This is a genomic window from Mycobacterium sp. NPDC050441 (genome assembly GCF_040655355.1).
GTDB lineage: Bacteria > Actinomycetota > Actinomycetes > Mycobacteriales > Mycobacteriaceae > Mycobacterium.
In genome coordinates this window covers 749769-771609 of record NZ_JBFAJS010000001.1, presented here as the reverse complement: position 1 = coordinate 771609, position 21841 = coordinate 749769, and the positions used below count along the sequence as shown (strand labels likewise).

Sequence of the window (21841 nt, the reverse complement as noted above, 5' to 3'; positions counted from 1 at the left end):
GCAGGAGCGCGAGTTGGCATGGGAACGCGATTCGCCTACGACGGCGAGATCGTCCAGATCATGGAACTGCACTCGGTTGACGGAATACCGGAGGCAATTACCTGCGATCTGCGAACCAAAACGGTGCGCCGGTTCGCACTGGGTGAACTCATGTATTCCCCGAGGGCCCGTCTCCTCGGCGCCGATCTAGCGGCTGATGACAACACTGCGGGCGGTGACACCACGGCTGTAAAGTGGTCGGCAGCGACGGAATCCGCGAGGGTAGAAGCACGTGGTCGCGCTGCTCATGTACGTGAAGTATTGACCGGCTATCGATCGGGATGTGCGGAGACGGCGCAGCCTGGGGAGCCGCGGGCGCGCTACCGATTGACTCGTCCGAAGCAGGCAAGACTATCCGCGAAAGCCAAGGAGCTTCACGTTTCTCAACGCACACTTGAGCGGTGGGTGCGAAACTTCGAGACTGGTGGCGAAGTCGGCCTAATATCGGCCAGGGCGATTCGACCAGGCCTTGACAGCAAGACATTTGAGCTGTTTCAGCAAGCTGCACTCGACGTGATGCGCGAGCACGTAGAGATGTCCAAACCGAATGCGCAGTTCGTCATCTCGCATGCCCGGGCGCGATTAATAGCCGACTACGGCGCCAATGCCGTGCCGATACCTTCCACCGCGACCGCGTACCGGATCGTCAACAAGCTCGAGCGCGTGCACCCGGTCCTTCATGGCAGTGCCAAGCGGAATCGGGACATCGCCTCTCGTTCCCAGCAGCCGTATGGGAAACTTCACCCGGCACGGCCTGGTGAGTACTTGCTGATGGACACCACGCGGCTGGACGTGTTCGCGATGGATCCCAACACGCTGCGCTGGACATCGGTGGACCTCACAGTGGCGATGGACTGGTATACCCGCTGCATCACGGGATTGCGATTGACGCCGTCATCCACCAAAGCAATCGACGCAGCGGCAGTGCTGTATCAGTGTTATCGACCGGCTCCGGCAGGGCCGGACTGGCCCGAGGATGCGGTGTGGCCCCCACACGGGGTACCCCGATCTGTGCTCGTCGAAGGAGAGGCGCTCGATCCCGCGAGCGCCTGCACGGCATCGCCGGCGATAGTTCCCGAAACAATCGTCATCGACCACGGCAAGATCTACGTGGGAGAGCACTTGACCAGTGCCTGTAGACAATTGGGCATCTCGATCCAACCGGTCCGCCTACGTAAAGGTCAAGACAAGGGTCCAGTCGAGCGATTTTTTCGCACGATCCGCGAAGGTGTCCTGCAAGAGCTGCCGGGCTACAAGGGCCCAGACGTCTATTCGCGGGGCCTGGATCCAGAGAAGGACGCCTTCTTCTTCATCGACGAACTGGAAGCTCGCCTACGCCGATGGGTAGCCACGATCTATCACCGCAAGGGACACCGCGGGATCGGTGAACCTGGACTATGGGCACTTGGCTTCTCACCTATTCAGATGTTCGAGCATGGCCTCGCTCGCGCCGGCTACATTGAAGCGCCGCGTGATCCACATTTGGCCTACCAATTTCTCAAGGTGGAATGGCGCACCATCCAGCCCTACGGGATCCAAGTCGACAATCGGGTCTACCGTGGCAAGTGCCTCGGCGGCTATGCCGCTGGCGAGGAAAGCTCATACAAGGGGCAAAAGGGACAGTGGCCCTTCCACATTGACCCTGACGATGTGCGGTATCTGTACTTTTTCGATCAGAAGAACACTCAGCAATGGCACACCCTGGTGTGGACTGAAGCCGAGGTGTGCGATGGGCCGATGAGTGAGGATGGGCTGGAACTGGCTCGTGCTCGGGCAATGAAGAAGCACCGCTACTTCGACGACAAATTGGCGCTGGCCGAGTTCCTCGAACACCATCATCTCAGCCAAGCCCGCACACCGGCCGAGCGACGCATCGCACTGCGGCTTTCCCGTGAACAGTCCACTCTCAGCCAGGATGCGCGTGCCGCCGACGAGACACCCCGACTACCCACGGTGATCCAGCCTCTCGACGGCGACGAAGCCTACGCAGGCGAGGATGGCCACAATGCGGCGGCCCTCGCCGACGGTCTTGATGAGGACCCGCGTATCGACCAGGAACACTTCTACGACGACGTGTGGGAGGACTTATGAGTGCCGCAGCTGTCCTGCCTGGAGTTCGATCAAACCTGGATAACCTCACGTTGTCTCGAAAAGAGGGCTGGCGCGAAACCGTCGAAGCACCCAAACGGGAGCGCCCGGAGCCGTTGACGAGAGCAGACATCCGCCGTTTGAGCGAATCCGCCGCTGACATCTACAACCAGCGACGGAACGACTGGCACAACAACATTGGCCCGCTGCAGACGCCGCAACTTGCGACGCTACACGACACATTGTGGGACATCATGGATAGCAACGATCGCGACGGAGACCGCGTCAAAGGAGCCATCGCCCTCGACGGATATCCCGGCCTGGGTAAGAGCACCGCGGTCGAGGCCTTCGCTAAAGAGTTCCACCGACGCGAAGTGCGGCGCCACGGTCAATTCACCCGTACCGGAGATGAGCGATGGCCAGTCTGCCGGATCGGCATGCGAGGCAACACCAGCATGAAGGATTTCAACCGCGCAATGTGCGACTTCTACGCCCACCCCGGTATACGTGCCGGCTCTGCCGACGAGCTAGGCCGGTATGCCCTAGACCTGGTGCTCAAATGCGAGACTCGCTTGCTCATCATCGATGATCTGCACTTCTTGCACTGGCAGCAGCACGGCGGTATCGAAATCAACAACCACTTCAAGTACATCGCCAACGACTTTCCCGTCACACTGCTGTCGATCGGGATCGGTTTAGGCGAGCGCGGAGTGCTTCTGGCTGACGCATCGTTCGACGAAGTCCTCGCACAAACGCTGCGACGCACCACAATGCCCGAGATGCGCATCTTCGAACTCGACACCGAAACACAGCGCCGACAGTGGCACACATTGTTGGTCACGATCGAGGAACGCTTGGTTCTCGCTGATAAACATCAAGGGATGCTGGCTGAAGACCTGTCTGACTATCTGTACATCCGTACCGGGGGGTATATCGGATCGCTGATGGAACTCATCCGACGTGCGTGCGTTAGAGCGATCCGCAAGAACACCGAGGCACTGAACAAGGCCTTGTTTGAACAAGTTCGGATCGACAGCGCGGCCGAAAAGGCGCGCAAAGAACTTGCTGCGGCGTTCCGAACCCGCCGCCGGACCACCAAGCTGCAACTGCAATGACACGGACCCTGCCGCTGCGGGTGGGGCCCGAGTCCGGCGAGGCGCTGGATTCCTGGTTGGAAGCGCTCGCCGTCAGATTCGACGTCCCGCTGGGAGACATCTGCCGCCAGCTCGGCCTACCACACCAGCAAGATCGCCGCCCCCGCTGGCTCCTCTGGGTATCCGCCGATGAGCGACGTCATATTGCCGAAGCCACCGGGATCGATCCCGAAGGTGTTGTGCGCTGCACGCTGAGCATCTTTGACCACCGAGCTATCGAAATCAACTACACGAAAGCACTTTTGAACCCAAGTTTTCCCTTCACCCGCCACGCCGGGTCGCGCTACTGTCCACTGTGCCTTAAAGAGTCGGGTGGCCGCTGGCGACTATGCTGGCGCTTGGGGTGGACATTTGCCTGCGTCCGTCACCATTGCCTGCTAGTTGACGATTGCCCCCGATGCGGCCAACCCCAGCGGATGACCCAGTCACGCTGGCTCACAGTGCCCTACCCGAACAGATGCCTGCACTCGAATCGCACTGGACCGTGCAACGCCGACCTTACCGACGCACCAGTGATCACTCTGACAGACACAGACCAGATTGTTCGCAGTCAGCGGATGATATTCGACATCATCGACGCGGACCGTGCCGAATTTGGCGTCTACCGCGACGGCCCATGCCATGCGCGCGACGCGCTGCGCGATATCAAAGCTCTCGCCGTCCGCGCCTTCATGTACGCGAATCGTCATGGTCTATCGGCAATTACACCGCCAACGCTGGTGGGCGAAGGGGCGCAGCATGATCCGCCGCCTAGACGGTCAACGAGGTACAACAGCAATCGAGCCAACATAGCGCCAGCCCGCGCTGTTGAAGCTGCCGTGGCGATCACTGCGGCGCTCAATATCCTGCGTGAGCGCAACGTTGCCGACGCCGGCGAGCATGCCGCGTGGATGGATGAGCGACGAGTGCGCCCGTGCTACCCGAAGGAATTGAATACCTGTGCACAGGAAAGTCCGCTGGTCGCCGCGATACTGATCAAGGCCTTCGCTCCCCGTCGAGGACCTTGCACACAGCTGCGGTACAAATCGCCGTTGGCGTTCCCGGTGGTTCCCAGCGAAAGCCAAGACTGGCTGCAACGCCTGGCAGAGCGTGTGCCAGCGGTGTTTTGGCCTGCCTGGGCAGTACGCCTCACCCCTGCTGATACAGGGAGTTACACGCTCCCACTCGCGTTGTCGTGCGCGGTGCTACTCGTGGGCACCACCTGCAATCCTAGCGATGCAGCCCGGTTGCTGGGCCACGCAACTAATGGCGCTACCGTAGGTCGGCACCTCATGGCCCTACAGCCACTGCCACAGTGGAATGACGTTTGCCTTGTGCTGGTCAGGGTCGCGCACTATCTCGCCACCCACCCTGCTCCGATCGACTATGCGCGTAGGCGCCGACTCGACTATGAGGATCTCCTCACAGAAGACCGGTGGAATGAAATATGCCGGGAAACAGGGGAGTTGCCGGGAAACGGCATGCGACGGCAAATTGCCCGCCTCTACCTCTATGAAAAGATCAGCGGGCTCCCGGCGAGGACCGCCACGTTCATGGCTCACACCAAGAGCACGATCGGCTTCTGGTTACGGGTCTTCAACTTCCCGGCTGAAGCCTCCGCGCCGTTCGCGTCGATTCTGCTCGGCGAAGCCCGACAATTCCTGTCTAGCAAGGGTGTTGACGAACCTCTCGTCTGGCATCCGCCACTCACCCTCATACACGACCTGACCCTACCAGGCATCGATCTTGAACGTTTTGGCCGGAGCGACCTCAGTCGTGCTCTCAATGAGGGACACACCGCCCGAATCGGGCGCATCGCGCGCCGCCTCAACACGAGTACCGCGGCGGTTCGTTGTCTGCTCGACGTCGAAATCGACAAGACAAGCACTACCGCTGCCTCGTACCATATCTCGCCCCATCCCGTTCGCGACCGACTCTGCACCGAACTCACGCCGGCGATCCTTGAGGACCGCTATGTACGACAAGGACATTCGCTCAGTGCCATCGCGCGAAGCTTCGGTGTCTGGCCGCCGCTCGTTAGGAAACTCGCAGAGATGTACGGCATCCCGTTGCGGGGCCGTCCCACCCGTACAAGCGACTGGCTCTTCACGGAGTACGCAGTGAAGCGGCGCACATGCCGCGACATCGCCACTGAGGTAGGTGTAGGTGAAGTCACTGTGCGGCATTGGATCAAGCGAGTCAAACCGGATTGGCCACCACTTCCGGCGATCACACACCGCCAAATTGGGGTGCGCACTTCACGGGCACTTCTCAGCCCAGGCACCATGACAGATCTACAACGACGCGAATTGCGCCACTTTGCTCGAGCCCTCGACTATCCAACTATCCACGCGGCAGCAGATGCGCTGGCCATCAGCGAAGGCAACTTACGGAAACAGATTCACGCCGTCGAACGCCGGTACGGTACCGGCCTGATCCAGCGCGCCCGAAGAGGGATGGGACAGCGACCGACGCCCGACGGGATCCGACTCGCCGAAGCGGTTCGGGTGACCATCGGCCTGGAATAGCTGCGCTTGCGTTTGGTGGTTCGAGACCGAGTTCCACGGCAGCACGATGAGCATGTGGGGGCCCCATGCCAGTGGTATCCGCACTGGCTGAGTTGCAGATGTAGTGCAAGGGCGCCGGCGATGTGGAGCTGAGTAGAGGCCGCACAGCCCTGATCAAACAGCGAGGCAATCGACTCGTCATTTCAGGACAGTCGTCATGCAGGGTCCAAACCCGCTTAACTGAATCACGTCGTGACGAAAATGCTGCCTATGTGGAGCTAGAAACGCCTGGCCTTCCCGGGATGTACCGATCGAAGTACGCCCCAATGATGGCCGCACCCCGGATCCGCGCCTTTACGCGTCGTCTTCACTGAGAAGCTCGCCAACCGAAACCCCGAGCACTTCCGCGATGTCATACAGCCGCTCGGCCAGAATCCCGCGCCGTCCATGCTCCATCTGGATCAACTGATTGCGAGCAATCCCAGACTCGAGAGCAAGACTCTCCTGCGACAACCCCCGCTCAAGCCGCAGGGTCCGAATCCGATGACCCATGAGTTTGCGGCGACGCTGCCACTGTTCGCCCCGATGCGGGTCGTTTTCCGGGGCGCGTGTCGGCATCCCACTAGTAGGACCTACACGTGCATAGAAGTCTGCACCGCTAGAAGCGCAGAAAAAAACGTAACGCTAGCAGTACATTGGTTTGATGGGCGCAGGCAGAACCTTGCCGCTCCGGGTCGAGCCCCTACCTGGGGAGGCTCTGGATTCCTGGCTCGAAGCCCTCGCACAACGCCACGGCGTGTACTTCGGTGATGTGCTCCACCGGTGCGGCATCGCATCCACGGGCCCCGGTGGTTGGGTACGCCTCCTCGACCGCGACACCTTCGGGCGTATCGCAGACGTGACCGGCTTCAGCCCCTGCGATATTGATGCGATGGCTCTGCCTCGTAACCCTGGAGCGCGGACGGGCACGAGCACGCGTCTGGCGAGGAATTTGCCGTCCGGACCCTGGGACTGGCGGGCAAACTCCAGATACTGCCCACACTGCCTCAACGGCAACGGTGGGCGATGGAAACTCGTGTGGCGTCTGAACTGGACGTTCGCATGTCTCGACCACAACTGCCTGCTGGCCGACGCGTGTCCGGAGTGCCACTGTGACCAACGCCGAATTGCGCACTCCATGAGTCACATCCCACATCCTGGCCTGTGTCGCGGTGTGCGCCAACGAGATACGACAGGAGCGTTACACACCTGCGAAGCGCATCTCGCCTCCGTGCAACCGATCAGTCTCTCCAATAGCCCCATATTCGTTGACGCGCAGCAACAAGTGATGGGCATGCTTCTGGCTGCGGCACCGGTTGCTCCTCAAGATGATCACGGGCCGCTCGCCGCACTCGCCACCTTGAGAGTCCTCGTCAGGTGGGTCGCCAAGACGATTGATTACGCTCAACTGGAACCGCAGACCGTTCTAGCGGCCGGTGAATCTGGGCTCCCCAACCTCATGGCGCCCTATTCTGGTCGAGCGGCTCCGAATGCAGCTGCCCAAACGGCCGCTAGTATCGTTACTGCGCTATCAATCCTTAACGCGCCCAATATAACCCAAGCTGCGCACACCTGGCGAGACTTTATGATCGCGGCCAGCCACGGACGTATCCACCGGCTGACGAAATCTGACCAAGGCGCGCTCATTCCAAGCATTCGCTCGGCTCACAGCCGCGCTTACGCTGATGCCAACGCGCAGCATAAACTTCGTCGGCGCTTCAGCACATCGGCTGCCAGGCATAACCTGCACGACCCCGCGCCTGTTCCGGGCGAAAGGCGACTCGGCAAAGCCCAACAATATTGCGCGCGTTGAGCTGTCGAACTCGACTGAAATGCGGAACGGGAACGGGCTGCCGCAGACTGACGGAGGCGATCATGGAAACTTGGTCCAACGGGAATCGCAGAGCTCGTCCGAAGCAAAGTCGAGGCCCAGGAGAACCAAGTGCCCGACACGGCGCCTGCGAAGGCCAGGGTCCGACTACTTGAAGAAGTCGGCAGCGGAGCGTTCAATCACCTGTTTCGGCTAGAAGCGACGCGGCCACCTGGCCGAGAGCCTCGACAAAGATCGCCTGAATCATGCGGGGGTTGTTCCCCAAACTCTTGACAATCGCCCGAAATACGATGGAAACACCGGAGATTCCGCTATTGGGAGCCGCATGCACTGCGTGTTCACGGCAGTTTCGATTGTGTCCACCGTGTCATCGAGGGGGCGCCCAGATCCCCTGAACCGCTCACGCCGCACCATCATGGCACTGTGTTTGCGGTCCGTGGTGGTCAAGGACTCTTTGGCGGGCGACTGGTACTGATTGCTGGTCGCAGTAGTGCCAACCCCATCTCTACGTTGCGGTGAAGGTGGTACCGCGAGTGGGCGTTCAGTGGTACTGGGAGCTCCTTTATAGGCGCAATGACTTGACGCGTCGACACCGGACCGGTTCGCGTTTCCAACCGGGCGAGTGAAGGATTGGTCCATGTCCACTACGGGGCGAACAGCTGATCTATATGCGCAGCTCGACGCTGCTGTCGAGCGCATCCCAACGACTTCTGCTCACCTCCGACTCTTCCTCTTGGTTGCTGCAGGCAGTTTGTTCAACGTGATTGAGCAGTACAACGCGCGTTATGGAGCGCCGTTCTCACGGACGCAGTGGAATCTCTCCGCGACGGCGGTAAGCGCGTTGTCGACGGCAACGTTCCTTACGATGGCTTTTGTTTCGTTGGCCTGCGGCGGTCGCTCGTACCTACCTCGCTCTGCCGGTATCGCGTGGGGTGATCGGTCTCGGGTCGGCGGCGAAATCGGTCTCGAGTACACGGTGGTGTATGAGGTGGTGAAGGCAGAGGGCCTTCCAGGTGATCGCGATCGGGCGGTGTTCGGACTTCATTTGGTGGTATGTCTCGGCCGCAACATGTCAGCCACCTGGGGGATGTGGAAAATCGAGACGATGCAGGGTGTGGCCGACCGGACGGAGTGGGCCGGAACGTGCGCGGGTGAATTCCGGCCAGCGACTGTGTGATTCATTCTCTGCGCCCGGTGACTGCGAGGGTGACGCCGACGCTGACCATGGCCAGCCCGCCAGCGCCTCCGATCGCAGCCATTCTGCGGGGTGACTGAGCGAACCAGTTCCTAGCGGTACCAGCGAGAAGTGCCCAGACACTGTCGGAGAGCAGCGCAATTGCCGGGAAGACGCTGCCGAGGGCCAGCATCTGCGTGACCGCATGCCCGCTGGCCGGATCGACCACTTGTGGCAGCGCGGCGAGAAAGAACACGATCGTCTTCGGATTCGTCACTCCGACCACGAAGCCGTCGGCCATCACCCTGCCTGGTCGTGCAGATGGGTGCCCGGCAGCCAGCATCTCGCTCATCCGTCGCCGATGTCGAATAGCCTGAATTCCCAAGAACACTAAGTACGCCGCGCCAGCCCACTTCACCGCGTTGAACGCCAACAATGAGGTTTGCACCAGTGTTCCGGCGCCCAGAGCAACAGCGATGATTTGTATATAGGCGCCCATAGCGTTGCCCGCGACGGTCAGCAACGCCTCGCGTCGGCCCACCGTCAGCGCCCGACCGACCGTAAACAACACGCTCGGGCCCGGAATCACGATCACCAGAAACGAAATCAGTGCGAACGCGAGCAGATGGGTCATCGTCGGCATCTCGTAACGGTAACGTCAGCCCACGCAAGCAACAACAGGGTCAAGATCGTCAATCGATCCATAGTGGCGGCATCTCCCGAGCGGACCGCAACTCCTAGTAACCGCATCGAACCCAGCACACTGCTGCGTTCCTGACGGCACGGTGACCTGGATCTTAGGCAACCTCGGGCACCTGCCTGGCATCCGGGTCGAAAAAGCGCCGACACCGCCCGACTGGGAATCGTGGTGGCCGCGACCTGGATGCGCTGTTGCCTCGATGGGCTGGAGTGCCGGCAGCTCAGCTGATGTGTCGCTTCTCTCGCTTCATCACGTCCCTCACTGAGGCTTTTGGCGGCTGATCATCGCAACCACGAGATCCTGACCGGTCACCTGAGCGTGAAGCCGGCCTGCATCATCGGCTCGTCGAAGTCGATGTGATGCCCTTGAAGCCAGTGCATCGAGCGCGCGCCGTCGCGGGCGGCTCGCCTGAAGGCAAAGGGCAGCAACGCATCCCGAAAGATCCGCGCCACCGGGCCGGCGGCTTTGGTGGTAGCTGAGCGCGCTCCGTGTTTGACGATGCGTTGCACCCGCGCCCGGCGCACCGATTCAAACATTCGGAACGCCGGTTCGACATCCGCGCTGTCCCGCAGACATTTGGCGAGGATCACCGCGTCCTCAACAGCCATGGCAGCACCTTGTCCCGCCGAGGGCGCGGTCGCGTGGGCGGCGTCGCCGATGATCAGCATCCGATCGTTGCGCCAACGCCGGACCACCGGCATGTCGTATGTCGCCCAACCGAACATCGGCCCGGGCGCGGCGTCGATGATGGCCGGCGCAGGACCCACATCGCCGTCCATCAGTTCATGCAACCAGCAGCGCCACTGTCCATCGGTCATTCCTGCCGTGACGCGGTTGGCCGGCTCCCGGTCCATCGGTGGATTGGCGAACCACACCGCTCCGCCATCGGGTACGGCCATCCACGCGAAGAAGCAGCGCGTGCCGAACTGCATCCGGAATTCTCGGGCGGGCATGTCGATGGGGAAATTGGGAATGTAGCCGCCGATGTTGAGGACCGGAACATATCGCGGCGGGATTGCGGCGGGATCGATCAACATACGGGTTCGGGAGTGGATGCCGTCGCAGCCGATCAGCAGATCGCCGGTTGCCCGGCCACCGTCGGCGAAACGTGCTTCAACACCGTGGGGTGTGCGTTCGGCGTGGATAAGTTCTTTGTCGTGCACGATGCCGATCTCCTCGCCGGCCGCAATATCCGACAGTGCGGTGTAGAGCTCGTCACGGCGCATCATCTGCGAGAGCTGTTGATCATCGCGCGGCGCGGCCAACGGCATCCGACCCAGGTGTCGCCCCTTTCCGTTGATGAAGCTGATGGTCTCCAGGTCGAATCCCAGCGATTCGATCGGTTCGGCGATCCCGATTGCTCGTAGCGCATCCATGCCGTTGGCTTGAAATGTCAACCACGAACCTCGGTTTCGCTGAGGCGATGTTTCCCGTTCGTATACCACTGCTTCGATGCCGACGCGTTTGAGGGCGATTGCCAGTACCGGTCCGGCCACGCCACCTCCGATCACGATCGCACGCGTCATGGCCGGCCGCCTTCCCACAAGGAGTTGGATAACGTACCTTGATTATCAAGTGAAAATTAGTATGAAAGTCGAGTTGCTTGATTGTCAAGACAAGTTGGGGCTCGGACTGACCTGCCCGAGGCGATCGCCCGCTATCAGGCTGCGGTCGACGACTTCGACCGCGAGTGCGCCCGCGTCCTAGGAGTCAACGAAACTGATCTGCGCTGCCTGGAGATCCTGATCCGGGAGGTCGGTGACGCGACGCCGCGGTATCTGGCTGATGGTCTCGGGCTCACGACTGGGAGTGTGACGGCGATGCTGGACAGGCTGGAGAAACTGAATTATGTGCAACGGAAGCCACATCCAGATGACCGCCGGAAAGTGATCGTCGCACCGACTCCTCATGCGGTGAGCCGGGTTGATGAACTCATAGCCCCATTGGTTGCCGACGGAAACAACTTGCTCGGCGGCTACAACCAGTCCGATCTCGCCTTAATCTGCGAATTCCTCACTCGGACTGCCGATCTGCAAGACCAACACACGATGCGGATTCGGCGGCAAGGCAACTAGCCGGACGAGCGCTTGAGCATCGCCAACTGTAGGGATCATCGACATTCCTCACCACGGCCAGCAATCTTGGACAAGCCATAGTCTCTACGTGTGGCCGATGACGTCAGCGCGGTTGGATGTTTGAATGAACCAGGGAAACCTCACCTTTGGAATGTCCCCGGCTACGTACCCTCCTTCGCCTTGTCTCCACTGAAAAACGCACGCGGGGGGCGTCTGTCATATGGGCAGCAATGGACTCGGTTATCCGACAATGGATTTGAATCGGCTCTCACCCGGAGTGGCTGATCCTGGCCCTGTCCCGCAGCAATTCGGACAACTACCGACAAGCTGACAAGTCGGCCCCGGTCGCTAGCTCCCTGAGTCCGGGACGATGGGGCTTGCCGGTATGAGACAGATGGCGCTTGTTCTGCTTCCACAGACTTCGCGATTGACGATAGTCTTTGAATCATGTTGTAGCACTGCTGATTTAGACGATCACATGAAAACTGACTACGCCAGTCCTTCCTAAGCGAAAGTTCCTGACCTGTGTGATTGCGAAATCGACATACGTCAGTATCGTTCGTGGCAGTAAGGACAAGCTGACACCCACTCCGCAGTCACGGGGTGGGTGTCAGGATTGGAATATGTAGGGTTGGCGCATGGCGATGGCACACGACACGGAATTCGTCCTCCGCGCTGCTTGCGTGCTAGTCAACACCGGCCGAACCCATGGTGACCAGCTAAGCGAGCAATCGCAGCTCGACGAGTACCTAACCGAGTTCGGCATGACGGGTTACCGTGACCACGACGATCGCGAACTTCAGGCGGTCAGGAAGCTCCGCGTAGCGGTAGGTCGTATTTGGGCCGCCGCGCCCGAGGATGAACGCGCGGTTGAACTCGTCAATGCGCTGCTGCGGCAAACGCGCGCAACGCCATGGTTAACTCGGCACGCCGAGATGCCGCAGTGGCACCTGCACCTGGCGGCTCCGGATGCGCCATTGGCTACCCGCCTGGGTGCGGAGATGGCTATGGCCTTCGCCGACCTGATTCGTGGGGACGAATTGCGCCGACTCAAACTGTGTGCGGCGCCGGACTGCGATGCGGTCCTGATCGACCTGTCACGCAACCGGTCTCGCATATTCTGCGACACGGGAAACTGCGCTAACCGACAACATGTAGCTGCGTATCGCGCACGCCACACAGCGATTGAAGTATGTGCTCGCTAAGCGAAGCCGGCCGCTTCAGACATGCGATACGAGCTGCGCCGGTATGTTTCCCGGCTGTTACGCCAGTTTCGTGGAAATGCCGTTGCGGTCGCATCGCCGCCGGAACTGCGTGAAAGCTGTACTAAGTCACCGGCTTCTCAGCGAGGCAAGCATTCCGTCGAACATCGACCGTAGATGATCGCGCATGGCCTCACGGGCACGCGCTGCGTCGTTGGTCCGGAGTGCCGCAACGATCGACTCGTGTTCCTCGATGATTAACGCTGATGATCCAAGACCGGCGCTGACCAAGTGTAGCCGCTGATTGTCGCTGAACACCTGCTCAAGCGCGCCCGAGAGCCGCGCGCTGCCGGAGGCGCCTGCGATGATGCGATGAAAGTCATAGCAGCGCTCATCGAAGGTCTGTGCTGGCACATCGAGGTCAATCGGACTGGTACACAGCTCCTCTAACTGAGCCAGGCTAGTGGCGTCAATTGTTTGTGCAGCCCGCTCTGCGGCCGCGGTTTCGAGTACTTCTCTCATGAAATAGATGTCCTGGGCGTCAGCAAGGCTGAGGGTGCGAACCATGTGCCCGCGATAGGGGAGGACGGTGATCACGCCTGCTCGTTCGAGTGCGACGAGCGCCTCGCGTACCGGCGTCCGCGAGACGCCGTAACGCTCTGCCAGCGCAGCGGTGTTGAGAACATCGTCGGGCGCGAATGCCCCTGTCGAGATCTCTAAGAGGATCTTCTGACGCACGTCTTCGGATAACGGGACCTTGCGTGAGTTCCGTGTGCTGCGTCCGTCGACCGTTCCTTGAGTCGTGCGGCGGGTAGGCGTCGCCGACCCATCCCCTTGTTTAGTCGACGCTTTGCTTGTGGCCATCCATTCACTCCTCGGCACGATTCTGATCGAGCTGGACATCACGGTAGACGGTGGAGCAGCGACGGCCAATATTTCGTTGACATTCCGGCAACATGTTGCTTGTATGTCATCGGACCGAGTGGTCGAAATGGCCGATAGGAAGGGAACACGATGTCTGCTGATAGCCTGACAATCCGAAAAATCTGGAGTCAAGTCGAGGAGACGCGGCTGGTCGCCGGGACAGCCGATGATCAGGGGCCGCTCCGCAAGGTGGCAGTATGCGCCGTGGTGACGAATCCCTACGCCGGCGAGGGGTACGTGGCCGACCTGTCGCAGATCATTGAGGGTTCTGAAGCGGTTGCAAAGGAAATCGGTGCTGAAGCGGCCAGGCTCCTGGCCGCACCGGTCCAGAGCTATGGCAAGGGTGGTATCGCTGGGAGCGCAGGAGAACAGGAGCACATCAACGCCGCTCTGACGTCGGTCTTCGGGGATGCCTTGCGGGCCGAGGTCGGCGGCGGGGAGGCATGGATCACCTCCGTGACCAAGGTCGGCGGTGTCGGGGTGAGTGTTGACGTGCCACTGGCTTTCAAGGACGACGTGTGGGTCCGGAGCCACTACGACGCGATGACGATCACCGTGCCAGACGGTCCGCAGCCGAATGAACTTGTTGTCATCGCAGTGGTGGCCAACCGTGGCAGGCTCAACGCCCGGCTCGGCGGCAAGTCTGTCTCCGAGGCTCTGAATGTGGCGAACTCATGACCACGCTGGTCGTCACCGGCGCATCAACGATGCTGTCCGGTGATATGTCAGGACCCGTTATCGACGGCGCAGACACGATCGTGTGCACCGACGGCGTGATAAGTCAGATCGGCCGAAGTCAAGATCTGCAAGCGTCGCTCACGGCCGCCGACATCGTCATCGACGCGGTGGGCAGCACCGTAGCGCCCGGACTGATCGATTCTCACTGTCACGTCGTACTCGGCGACTACACGCCGCGCCAGAAGACGGTCGATTTCTTGGCGAGCTACGTCCATGGCGGGATCACCAGCGTGGTTTCGCCAGGTGAGATACACGCACCAGGGCGTCCGCACTCGGCGGTGGGCGTCAAGGCGCTGGCGATCGCGGCGAAGACATGCTTTGACAACTTCCGGCCCGGAGGGATGTCGGTACACGCAGGCGCGGTCGTGCTGGAGCCGACGTTGCAGCCCGAAGATTTCGCTGAACTGCAGCGAGCAGGAGTGAAACTCGCGAAGTTCGGCTTCGGTGAATACACGGATCCTGCGCAAGGCCGTGACCAGGTGAAATGGGCGCAGGAGCACGGAATCACAGTGATGTGCCACTCTGGCGGGGCCAGCATTCCGGGAAGTCAACCGATCACACCGGATCATCTGCTTACTCTGGCGCCCGATGTCTGCGGTCACATCAACGGCGGGCCTACCGCGCTCAGTGAAAGCGGAGTGGACCGCATCATGGATGAGACTGAGATGGCATTGCAGCTGGTGCAAGCCGGCAACCTACGGTCATCGGTCCGGATCCTGCGGCGAGCGCTGGAGTCGGGCAACTTCCACCGCATCGTCATCGGCTCAGACACTCCCACTGGAACAGGCGTGATGCCGCTAGGGGTTATCAAGACCGTTGCCGAATTGTCCTCGCTGGCCGAGGTGGATCCGGCATTGATGTGGGCGGCCGCCACCGGTAACAACGCGCGCACGTGGGGGCTTCCAGCTGGGGTTATCCGGGTTGGTGCCGCCGCTGACATCGTCGTCATGGATGCTCCTTGGGGGTCCGGAGCCCCAGATGCAGTTGGAGCCCTGTCGGTTGGTGATATTCCAGGTATTTCGGCGGTCATCGCCGGCGGCGCCGTCCGAGCGCTCAAGAGCCGAAACACACCGCGTGCTGCGCGGCTCGCTACGGTGACACCGCGTCTGGAGCACCTCGAAGCGGCGCACTGACTTAATCCACACAACAGGCCCGCAGGCTGCCCTCCACGGACAGCCCGCGGGCCTGTTGTGGCATAGCCGTGTGGGTCTTATATAGATATGGTCGCTCGCGCTCCCTGAACCGAAAAGGGCTTCCTGGGCCAAGGCTGTAGTTCGCTGCGTGTCAAACATTTTGGCGTGCCACTTGCGCTGTAGGGGATGACGCAAAGGACGTACATCGGAGAGGGAGTCCCGCACGCCGGCGTCGATTCTCGTAACGAACCCTCTTGTCTGCTTCCAAACGCCGTAGCAGCGGTCATCGCATGAGCTGGCGACAAACTGGCAATGCGCAATCGTTAAGTCAGGTCTGGCATTAGTGATCGGAAAGTGTAAATAGACTTCATGATCTTAATCGGCCAGAGTTGCTAGTGCACAAGGCATTTCGTCTTGTGCAGCCACGGAAGGGGTTTTGAATATGGCAAACCGTGTCGCAGTCGTTACCGGCGGTGCTAGCGGACTTGGTGAAGCGTCTGCCAAACGGCTCGCCGCCGATGGTTACGACATCGCCCTGCTCGATGTGAATGACGCCGGTGGTGGTCGCGTGCAGTCGGAGATCACCAGCGAGGGGGGCAAGGCGCACTACTACCACGTCGACGTCTCCGACGCGGCCGCGCTAGAGGAAACTGCCGCAGCTGTCGCTCGTGACCTGGGTACGGTCGAGGCGCTGGTCACCTCGGCGGGCCTGACTCCGAACAGTGAGGCGATCCTCGAGATGGACATGGCGGCCCACGAACTGATGTGGAAGGTCAACTATTTCGGCACGATTCACGCCTCTCAGTCCTTCGGCCGTGTCATGGCATCGCAGAAGCGGGGTGCGATAGTAACTCTCGGCTCGATTCACAGCAGACTTCCGATGCCTCTGCCTGCGTACAACCCAGGCAAGGCGGCCATCGAGCGACTTACGCAGCTGCTCGCGGTGGAACTGGGTCGGTTCGGAGTCCGGGTCAACAGCGTCGGGCCCACTCATGTGATGACGCCGCCTTTGATGGCTGCGATCGAAGCCGGCGAACGCGACATGACCAAGATCATGGAGGTTCACGCGCTGGACTACCTGCCGTCTACCGAGGACGTGGCCGAGGCGATCGCCTTCCTGTGCTCGGATCAAGCCAAGGCCATCACCGGAGTCCTCCTGCCCATCGATAGCGGAGCGCTCGCAGGTATTTCGTACAAGACCTATGCAGGCGGCGTTCCGTGGACGCAATAGCCAATCCCCCCAGCATGAGTGGCACCTACACGGGACAACCAAATCGCCGGAGGTTTCAATGCCTCTCGTAGAGATCACGCTCTACCACGGCCGCACACCCGAACAGAAGGTGGCGATCGCAAAGGCGGTGTCGCATGCGCTGATCGACGAGGGGGGTGCGGCTCCGGACTCGGTGCACGTGATCTTCCGTGCTTGCGAAGCGCGCGACTGGCTGAAGTCTAGAGAACTGCTCGACGACTCACAGTAACTAACTGCGTGGGCACCGGCCTGCACCCACACATTCACCGAAAGGTAAGCAATATGAGCAAATTAGGTCAACTGCGCCGTAGCGACACACAATGGAGTATCGCGGTCCTCAGCGGCCCAAACACGGTGCCCGCCCTGCGATCTGTGCCAGATTTCAGCGATCAGCTGGAAAGCTGGGGCCAGGCACTCGACGTGCAAGTGCGGCACATACAGTCCAATCATGAAGGACAGCTCTTGGAGCTCGTCCACAGCAGCTGCGCGGACACTGACGGCTATCTGGTCAACCCTGGCGGGTTAACCGCTGTTGGAGAATCACTGCGCCACTGCCTCAAGGATGCGAAACGTCCCTGCGTCGAAGTTCATTGGGACAATACCGAGCTAGGCGAGCAATCCATTTTCGCCCCCAGCGTGACGGCGATCTTCTCTGGCCTCGGGCATTTCAGTGTGTTGGGAGCACTGACCTCGTTGGTGCTTGCGCTGGACGATGCGGACTTCTTGCACCCCCGAGGAACCAGCGAATTCAATCGCGCTCACGGCACCCCACGTTCGCTCTACCAGTAACGATAGGAAGAGTCATATGACCGCTACTAAAGAAATCAATCGTCTGCCAGACGCCCCAGCCTGGCGAATCGCATTGCTCAATGGCCTGAACATGACCAACCTCGGCCGTCGGGATAAGAACGTCTACGGCACCATCGGTTCGTTGCAGGAACTGGAGAGCCTCGTTAGCGAGGCGGGTCGCTATCTCGGCACCCATGTGCTCGCCTTTCATTCGAATCACGAAGGAGATCTTGTCGACTTCATCGAGTCCGATGATTCGTTCGACGGTTACTTGATCAACCCAGGTGGGCTGTGGGCATTCGGTGTTCCAACGCGGATCGCATTGGAACAAACCGGAAAGCCTTTCGTCGAAGTGCATTTCGCCAATATCTTTGCCACAGGCCACCGTTCGACGTTCACCCAGTCAGCGGCGGGTACGGCCATGGGCTTCCGTCACCACGGGTACCTCGGGGCGTTGGCGGCCTTGGTTGCGACCCTCGATGCCAGCGCAGAGCAGGCACGATCATGAGCGACCTCGCCGACGTTATCGTCGTCGGATGCGGGGTCCAGGGACTGAGCGTCGCGCTCAACATCGCGCGACGAGGCCAGCGTGTCATCGCTGTCGACCGGGTAGGACCAGGACAGCAGACTTCGGCCCGCGCGGCTGGCCAATCCGTCATAGCGCAGACCGACCCCGCAATGGGCGCGCTGATGCACCGCAGTATCGCCGGTATCGTTAACTTCACTGCTCACACTGGTATCGCGTTGCCGTACCACCAGGTGGGCAGCATCAAGTACGCCTGCCAGGAATGGTCCGCGCGCCAGTTGGAACGTGAAGTGTTACGCGCGAGGATGCTCGGCGCGCGTGTCGACATGATCGATCTCATTGATGCGGGCAAGCTTGCGCCGCACACTGATCCGACGGCAGCGACCGCGGCGTGGTATTCCCCAGATGACATCTATTTTGAACCGCCGCTTTTGGTGGAAGCCATGTACCAGGCAGCGCTCGATGCCGGCGTTGATTTTCGATTTGGGGTGAGCGTCGCCGGCATCGTCGCAGCAGGGGGCAAAGTCAGCGGGATCGACTCAACCGCGGGCCGCTTAGCGTCTGAAGCAGTTGTCGTGGCAGCGGGAAGCTGGACAGCGCCCCTGCTGGAGGATGCCTTGGGTACGTCGCTTCCGCTGAGCTATGTGCGCCATCAGTACTCGATTCGTACCGCGGTGCCTGGGATCAACCCATCCCTGCCGTCGGTACGTGTTGTCGACCACGCGGTGTATGCCCGGCCCGTAGGCACCGACCTGATGTTTGGCACCTACGAACCGCACCCGCTGACTTTCGATGCTGCGGCATTACCCGCTCACACCGAAGATGTGCCGCTAGAGGCGGCCGCGATTGACGATGCCTTGAGCCAAGTAGCGCGAATCTTTCCCACGGTGACAGGGTCGCCGGTGAGGCAGCTGAGAGGTGGGGTGGTCACGATGACCCCCGACGGCAGCTACATCATTGACCATTGCGATGCGGCGGCAGGCCTGTACTTCTCAGCGGGCTGCAATGTGATGGGGCTTTCTGTCGCCCCCGCGCTGGGCGAAGACATCGCGGAATGGGTGATCACGGGGCGCCGACCCGACTCGTTGGCGGGATTTTCGGCGTCACGATTCGATGGAAGCCTGGGGGCCTCGGCCGAATTAGAGGGCCGTGCGTTGCGCCAATACGAAGCGATCTACCGGGACGAACAGTCACTACAGCACGTGCGAGTCTACGGCGGCGGTTACCGAGGTCGGCAGGCCTGCACTTAACGGCAGCGTTGCGGCCTCGACGAGATCGCGAGACCAAATGCGGCAATTGAAGGAGAAGCACATAGTGAAAGTCGCTTACCCGGCCCGCCTGTACATCGACGGAAGTTGGGCCGGGTCGGCCTCTGACGCAACTTTTGTCGTTGAAGACCCCGCGACAGGAGTTGAGGTAGCCGCAGTCGCCGATGCCACTCCGGAAGACGGTGTCGCCGCGCTCGACGCAGCGTGCGCAGTGCGCGACAGCTGGCAATCGACCCCGCCACGAGTGCGTGGTGAGATCCTGCGCCGGGTGTTCGAGGCCCTGACTGCGCGCACTGAGGAATTCGCCCGGATAATCACGCTCGAGGCGGGCAAACCGATTATCGAATCACGCAGCGAGGTTGCCTACGCCGCAGAGTTTCTACGATGGTTCGCCGAAGAAGCCGTTCGTGTCGGCGGTCGTACCGCTATCTCTCCGGACGGCAAGAGCCGGCTATGGGTCGAGCGGCGTGCCGTAGGTCCGTGCCTGCTGATCACGCCATGGAACTTTCCGTTGGCCATGGCGACCCGCAAGATCGCTCCAGCTGTGGCCGCCGGATGTCCGATGGTCGTCAAACCCGCCGAGCTGACACCGCTGAGCACGCTGTTGCTGGCTGAGCTGTTCATCGACGCGGGTCTGCCGAACGGCGTCCTCAACATCGTCCCGACATCCGATCCCTCAGCATTGACTCGTAGGCTCCTATCGGATCCGAGGTTGCGGAAAGTCTCCTTCACAGGGTCAACACCTGTTGGTCGTACACTGCTTCAGCTGGCTTCCACACACGTTATTCGCACGTCAATGGAGCTCGGCGGCAATGCACCGTTCATCGTATTCGCCGATGCGTGTGTTGACGCGGCAGTGGCTGGCGCGGTTCAGGCCAAGCTGCGCAACGGCGGTCAAGCGTGTACTGCCGCGAATCGCTTCCTTGTTCATGAATCGGTGGTAGATGAGTTCAGTGCGAAGTTCGCGGCCCACATGGACCAGCTGCGCCTCGGGCCTGGTGTAGACCCTCGCACTGACATCGGGCCGCTGATCAATCAGCGTGCCGTTGACAAGGTGGCGGGACTCGTAGAGGACGCAGTTGACGAATCCGGCGCCCGCGTGCTGACACGAGGACAATCGTCTGACCGCTCGGGGTACTTCTTCAGACCCACTGTGCTTGCAGACGTACCGGTGACAGCGGGTGTCCTCGATCACGAGATTTTCGGCCCGGTGGCGCCCATCTCGAGCTTTTCTTCGGACGAGGAAGCTCTGCGGTACGCGAACGACACCGAATATGGCTTAGCGGCATACGTTTACACGAGCGACCTGGATCGGGCGATGACGATGTCGGAGAGCATCGAAGTCGGAATGGTGGCAGTCAACACGGGTCTGATCTCAAATCCGGCAGCGCCGTTTGGGGGCATTAAGCAGTCCGGGCTCGGCCGAGAAGGCGGCGCAGAGGGCATCGCCGAGTACCTTGATATCCGCTACGCGAGCTTTCCTGCCACTCGATTTAACGGTCGGTCACAGCAGGCCGGTTGACCCCGAACGCCTGACGAAACGCTCCGCGCACCGCGGCGATCGCCGGATGGTCCTGCGAGCCGGCCCGGCAGGTGGTGACTATTGTGCGGGTATGTGAACGTGCCATCCAACGCAGGTGAAATGTCGGCCGCCGTCCGAACCACAAGAGGTCGGGTAAGAACGCTACGGCCTGCCCGCGTGCCACCAGCTCAGCCTGGACGAGATTGTCGCTGGTTTGATGCTCAATGCGAGGGTCGAATCCTGCATGGCGACACGTGGCCACCGCCCATTCGCGAGTGGGGCTTCCGGGCAACTCCATCACCCACGGATGCTCGGCGAAGTCTTCGAGCCGGGTGTCGAACGCATTCCGGCCTTCGGGCGGTTCACGAAACGCCACGCGCATCGGATCGTCAGCAATCGCTTCCAGATGCGTATCCGAAGACCGCGGAGCCGGGAAATCGGCGAACCCTTCGTCGCATACGAGGTCGAATTCACGCGCTAGCAACCCAGGTATCGCCACATCAGGTTCTGCTTGCGTCAGACGCACACGCAATCCGGGGTGGGTTGCGGCCAGGGTGGTGAGCATCTCCGGCACGCATGCCAGAGCGGCGGTCTGGATAGTCGCCAACCGCACAGACCCGACCACATTCTGCATCGACGCGGCAATCTCAGCTTCGGCGGCCTCGAGTTGTTCAAGAATGACCGAAGTGTGCTGAACGAGAATTTCGGCCTGCGGCGTCAGCTGCACGCGTCGCCCATCCGGCACCAGTAATTGAGCTCCGATCTCGCGTTCGAGTACTGCGAGTTGCTGAGAGACCGCAGACGAACTGTAAGACAAGGCTGCCGCCACCGAGGTCACTGTCCCTCGATGCGCCAACTCGCGGAGCAACTGCATCCGGCGCAGGTCAAACTTCATGGCCAGATA

Annotated in this window: 20 protein-coding genes and 1 pseudogene; 16 read left to right on the top strand and 5 right to left on the bottom strand. The window is 60.9% G+C overall.

The window, feature by feature from the left end; translation table 11 throughout:
- The first annotated feature begins 18 nt into the window (after positions 1–18).
- The 4 genes and pseudogenes from AB0I14_RS03870 (at position 19) to AB0I14_RS03855 (ending at position 5788) form a co-directional block, all read left to right on the top strand.
- Entirely contained in the window at positions 19–2130 is a 2112-nt protein-coding gene (locus AB0I14_RS03870; protein WP_358016039.1) for a transposase, read from the top strand.
- Positions 2127–3242: an ATP-binding protein gene (locus AB0I14_RS03865; RefSeq protein ID WP_358016036.1), complete on the top strand. Its 1116-nt coding sequence runs from the start codon at positions 2127–2129 to the stop codon at positions 3240–3242. Before AB0I14_RS03870 ends, AB0I14_RS03865 begins: the two co-directional genes overlap by 4 nt.
- Positions 3239–3601, top strand: a pseudogene (locus AB0I14_RS03860) (TniQ family protein); the annotation flags it as partial. The gene AB0I14_RS03865 and the pseudogene AB0I14_RS03860, both read left to right, overlap by 4 nt.
- A gap of 192 nt (positions 3602–3793) precedes the next feature.
- Positions 3794–5788, top strand: coding sequence for a LysR family transcriptional regulator (locus AB0I14_RS03855; protein ID WP_358016769.1), 1995 nt, complete (start codon positions 3794–3796; stop codon positions 5786–5788).
- A gap of 333 nt (positions 5789–6121) precedes the next feature.
- Here the strand turns inward: AB0I14_RS03855 and AB0I14_RS03850 are convergent, their stop codons facing one another.
- Positions 6122–6385, bottom strand: coding sequence for a helix-turn-helix transcriptional regulator (locus tag AB0I14_RS03850; RefSeq protein WP_358016033.1), 264 nt, complete (start codon positions 6383–6385; stop codon positions 6122–6124).
- Positions 6386–6470: 85 nt separating this feature from the next.
- On the opposite strand from AB0I14_RS03850, the gene AB0I14_RS03845 reads away from it, so the two are divergent.
- Entirely contained in the window at positions 6471–7619 is a 1149-nt protein-coding gene (locus tag AB0I14_RS03845) for a TniQ family protein (RefSeq protein WP_358016031.1), read from the top strand.
- A 655-nt stretch (positions 7620–8274) separates the two neighbouring features.
- Positions 8275–8814 carry a hypothetical protein gene (locus AB0I14_RS03840; protein WP_358016028.1) on the top strand — a complete coding sequence of 180 codons (540 nt, stop codon included), beginning with the start codon at positions 8275–8277 and terminating at the stop codon, positions 8812–8814.
- A 1-nt stretch (position 8815) separates the two neighbouring features.
- Here the strand turns inward: AB0I14_RS03840 and AB0I14_RS03835 are convergent, their stop codons facing one another.
- Both AB0I14_RS03835 and AB0I14_RS03830 read right to left on the bottom strand, forming a co-directional pair.
- Positions 8816–9454, bottom strand: a complete 639-nt coding sequence (locus AB0I14_RS03835; RefSeq protein WP_358016025.1) for a LysE family translocator — start codon at positions 9452–9454, stop codon at positions 8816–8818.
- Positions 9455–9819: 365 nt separating this feature from the next.
- Positions 9820–11037 (bottom strand): NAD(P)/FAD-dependent oxidoreductase, encoded by a 1218-nt coding sequence (locus tag AB0I14_RS03830; RefSeq protein ID WP_358016022.1) that lies wholly within the window; start codon positions 11035–11037, stop codon positions 9820–9822.
- 81 nt (positions 11038–11118) lie between these two features.
- On the opposite strand from AB0I14_RS03830, the gene AB0I14_RS03825 reads away from it, so the two are divergent.
- Complete coding sequence (locus AB0I14_RS03825; protein ID WP_358016019.1) at positions 11119–11586, top strand: MarR family transcriptional regulator; 468 nt, start codon at positions 11119–11121, stop codon at positions 11584–11586.
- A 638-nt stretch (positions 11587–12224) separates the two neighbouring features.
- On the top strand, positions 12225–12791 hold the full coding sequence (locus AB0I14_RS03820; RefSeq protein WP_358016016.1) for a CGNR zinc finger domain-containing protein: 567 nt from the start codon (positions 12225–12227) through the stop codon (positions 12789–12791).
- A 126-nt stretch (positions 12792–12917) separates the two neighbouring features.
- On the opposite strand, the gene AB0I14_RS03815 is transcribed toward AB0I14_RS03820, so the two are convergent.
- Positions 12918–13652, bottom strand: a complete 735-nt coding sequence (locus tag AB0I14_RS03815; RefSeq protein ID WP_358016013.1) for a GntR family transcriptional regulator — start codon at positions 13650–13652, stop codon at positions 12918–12920.
- Positions 13653–13802: 150 nt separating this feature from the next.
- Here AB0I14_RS03815 and AB0I14_RS03810 point away from each other — a divergent pair, with 150 nt between their 5' ends.
- From AB0I14_RS03810 to AB0I14_RS03775, 8 genes are all read left to right on the top strand, one after another.
- Complete coding sequence (locus tag AB0I14_RS03810) at positions 13803–14390, top strand: amino acid synthesis family protein (protein WP_358016010.1); 588 nt, start codon at positions 13803–13805, stop codon at positions 14388–14390.
- A complete protein-coding gene (locus AB0I14_RS03805; protein ID WP_301682123.1) occupies positions 14387–15583 on the top strand; it encodes an amidohydrolase family protein in 1197 nt (398 codons plus the stop codon). The genes AB0I14_RS03810 and AB0I14_RS03805 overlap by 4 nt, the downstream gene beginning before the upstream one ends.
- 442 nt (positions 15584–16025) lie before the next feature.
- The gene (locus AB0I14_RS03800) at positions 16026–16814 is read left to right on the top strand and encodes an SDR family oxidoreductase (protein ID WP_358016006.1); all 789 of its coding nucleotides are present in this window, start codon (positions 16026–16028) and stop codon (positions 16812–16814) included.
- A gap of 58 nt (positions 16815–16872) precedes the next feature.
- A complete protein-coding gene (locus tag AB0I14_RS03795) occupies positions 16873–17061 on the top strand; it encodes a tautomerase family protein (RefSeq protein WP_065513819.1) in 189 nt (62 codons plus the stop codon).
- 53 nt (positions 17062–17114) lie between these two features.
- Positions 17115–17621, top strand: coding sequence for a type II 3-dehydroquinate dehydratase (locus AB0I14_RS03790; RefSeq protein WP_358016003.1), 507 nt, complete (start codon positions 17115–17117; stop codon positions 17619–17621).
- Positions 17622–17637: 16 nt separating this feature from the next.
- Complete coding sequence (locus AB0I14_RS03785; RefSeq protein ID WP_358016000.1) at positions 17638–18129, top strand: type II 3-dehydroquinate dehydratase; 492 nt, start codon at positions 17638–17640, stop codon at positions 18127–18129.
- Positions 18126–19397: an FAD-binding oxidoreductase gene (locus AB0I14_RS03780; protein WP_358015997.1), complete on the top strand. Its 1272-nt coding sequence runs from the start codon at positions 18126–18128 to the stop codon at positions 19395–19397. Before AB0I14_RS03785 ends, AB0I14_RS03780 begins: the two co-directional genes overlap by 4 nt.
- A 37-nt stretch (positions 19398–19434) precedes the next feature.
- A complete protein-coding gene (locus tag AB0I14_RS03775; RefSeq protein ID WP_358015994.1) occupies positions 19435–20937 on the top strand; it encodes an NAD-dependent succinate-semialdehyde dehydrogenase in 1503 nt (500 codons plus the stop codon).
- On the opposite strand, the gene AB0I14_RS03770 is transcribed toward AB0I14_RS03775, so the two are convergent.
- Entirely contained in the window at positions 20909–21832 is a 924-nt protein-coding gene (locus AB0I14_RS03770; protein WP_301682128.1) for a LysR substrate-binding domain-containing protein, read from the bottom strand. The two genes, AB0I14_RS03775 and AB0I14_RS03770, sit on opposite strands and share 29 nt — an antisense overlap.
- Positions 21833–21841 lie beyond the last annotated feature (9 nt).

What these genes read in the sequence shown, in the direction of transcription:
- AB0I14_RS03870 (WP_358016039.1), top strand. Translation starts at nt 19, where the DNA reads ATGGGAACGCGATTCGCCTACGACGGCGAGATCGTCCAGATCATGGAA.
- AB0I14_RS03865 (WP_358016036.1), top strand. Translation starts at nt 2,127, where the DNA reads ATGAGTGCCGCAGCTGTCCTGCCTGGAGTTCGATCAAACCTGGATAAC.
- AB0I14_RS03850 (WP_358016033.1), bottom strand. Translation starts at nt 6,385, where the DNA reads ATGCCGACACGCGCCCCGGAAAACGACCCGCATCGGGGCGAACAGTGG.
- AB0I14_RS03845 (WP_358016031.1), top strand. Translation starts at nt 6,471, where the DNA reads ATGGGCGCAGGCAGAACCTTGCCGCTCCGGGTCGAGCCCCTACCTGGG.
- AB0I14_RS03840 (WP_358016028.1), top strand. Translation starts at nt 8,275, where the DNA reads ATGTCCACTACGGGGCGAACAGCTGATCTATATGCGCAGCTCGACGCT.
- AB0I14_RS03835 (WP_358016025.1), bottom strand. Translation starts at nt 9,454, where the DNA reads ATGCCGACGATGACCCATCTGCTCGCGTTCGCACTGATTTCGTTTCTG.
- AB0I14_RS03830 (WP_358016022.1), bottom strand. Translation starts at nt 11,037, where the DNA reads ATGACGCGTGCGATCGTGATCGGAGGTGGCGTGGCCGGACCGGTACTG.
- AB0I14_RS03820 (WP_358016016.1), top strand. Translation starts at nt 12,225, where the DNA reads ATGGCGATGGCACACGACACGGAATTCGTCCTCCGCGCTGCTTGCGTG.
- AB0I14_RS03815 (WP_358016013.1), bottom strand. Translation starts at nt 13,652, where the DNA reads ATGGCCACAAGCAAAGCGTCGACTAAACAAGGGGATGGGTCGGCGACG.
- AB0I14_RS03810 (WP_358016010.1), top strand. Translation starts at nt 13,803, where the DNA reads ATGTCTGCTGATAGCCTGACAATCCGAAAAATCTGGAGTCAAGTCGAG.
- AB0I14_RS03805 (WP_301682123.1), top strand. Translation starts at nt 14,387, where the DNA reads ATGACCACGCTGGTCGTCACCGGCGCATCAACGATGCTGTCCGGTGAT.
- AB0I14_RS03800 (WP_358016006.1), top strand. Translation starts at nt 16,026, where the DNA reads ATGGCAAACCGTGTCGCAGTCGTTACCGGCGGTGCTAGCGGACTTGGT.
- AB0I14_RS03795 (WP_065513819.1), top strand. Translation starts at nt 16,873, where the DNA reads ATGCCTCTCGTAGAGATCACGCTCTACCACGGCCGCACACCCGAACAG.
- AB0I14_RS03790 (WP_358016003.1), top strand. Translation starts at nt 17,115, where the DNA reads ATGAGCAAATTAGGTCAACTGCGCCGTAGCGACACACAATGGAGTATC.
- AB0I14_RS03785 (WP_358016000.1), top strand. Translation starts at nt 17,638, where the DNA reads ATGACCGCTACTAAAGAAATCAATCGTCTGCCAGACGCCCCAGCCTGG.
- AB0I14_RS03780 (WP_358015997.1), top strand. Translation starts at nt 18,126, where the DNA reads ATGAGCGACCTCGCCGACGTTATCGTCGTCGGATGCGGGGTCCAGGGA.
- AB0I14_RS03775 (WP_358015994.1), top strand. Translation starts at nt 19,435, where the DNA reads ATGCGGCAATTGAAGGAGAAGCACATAGTGAAAGTCGCTTACCCGGCC.
- AB0I14_RS03770 (WP_301682128.1), bottom strand. Translation starts at nt 21,832, where the DNA reads ATGAAGTTTGACCTGCGCCGGATGCAGTTGCTCCGCGAGTTGGCGCAT.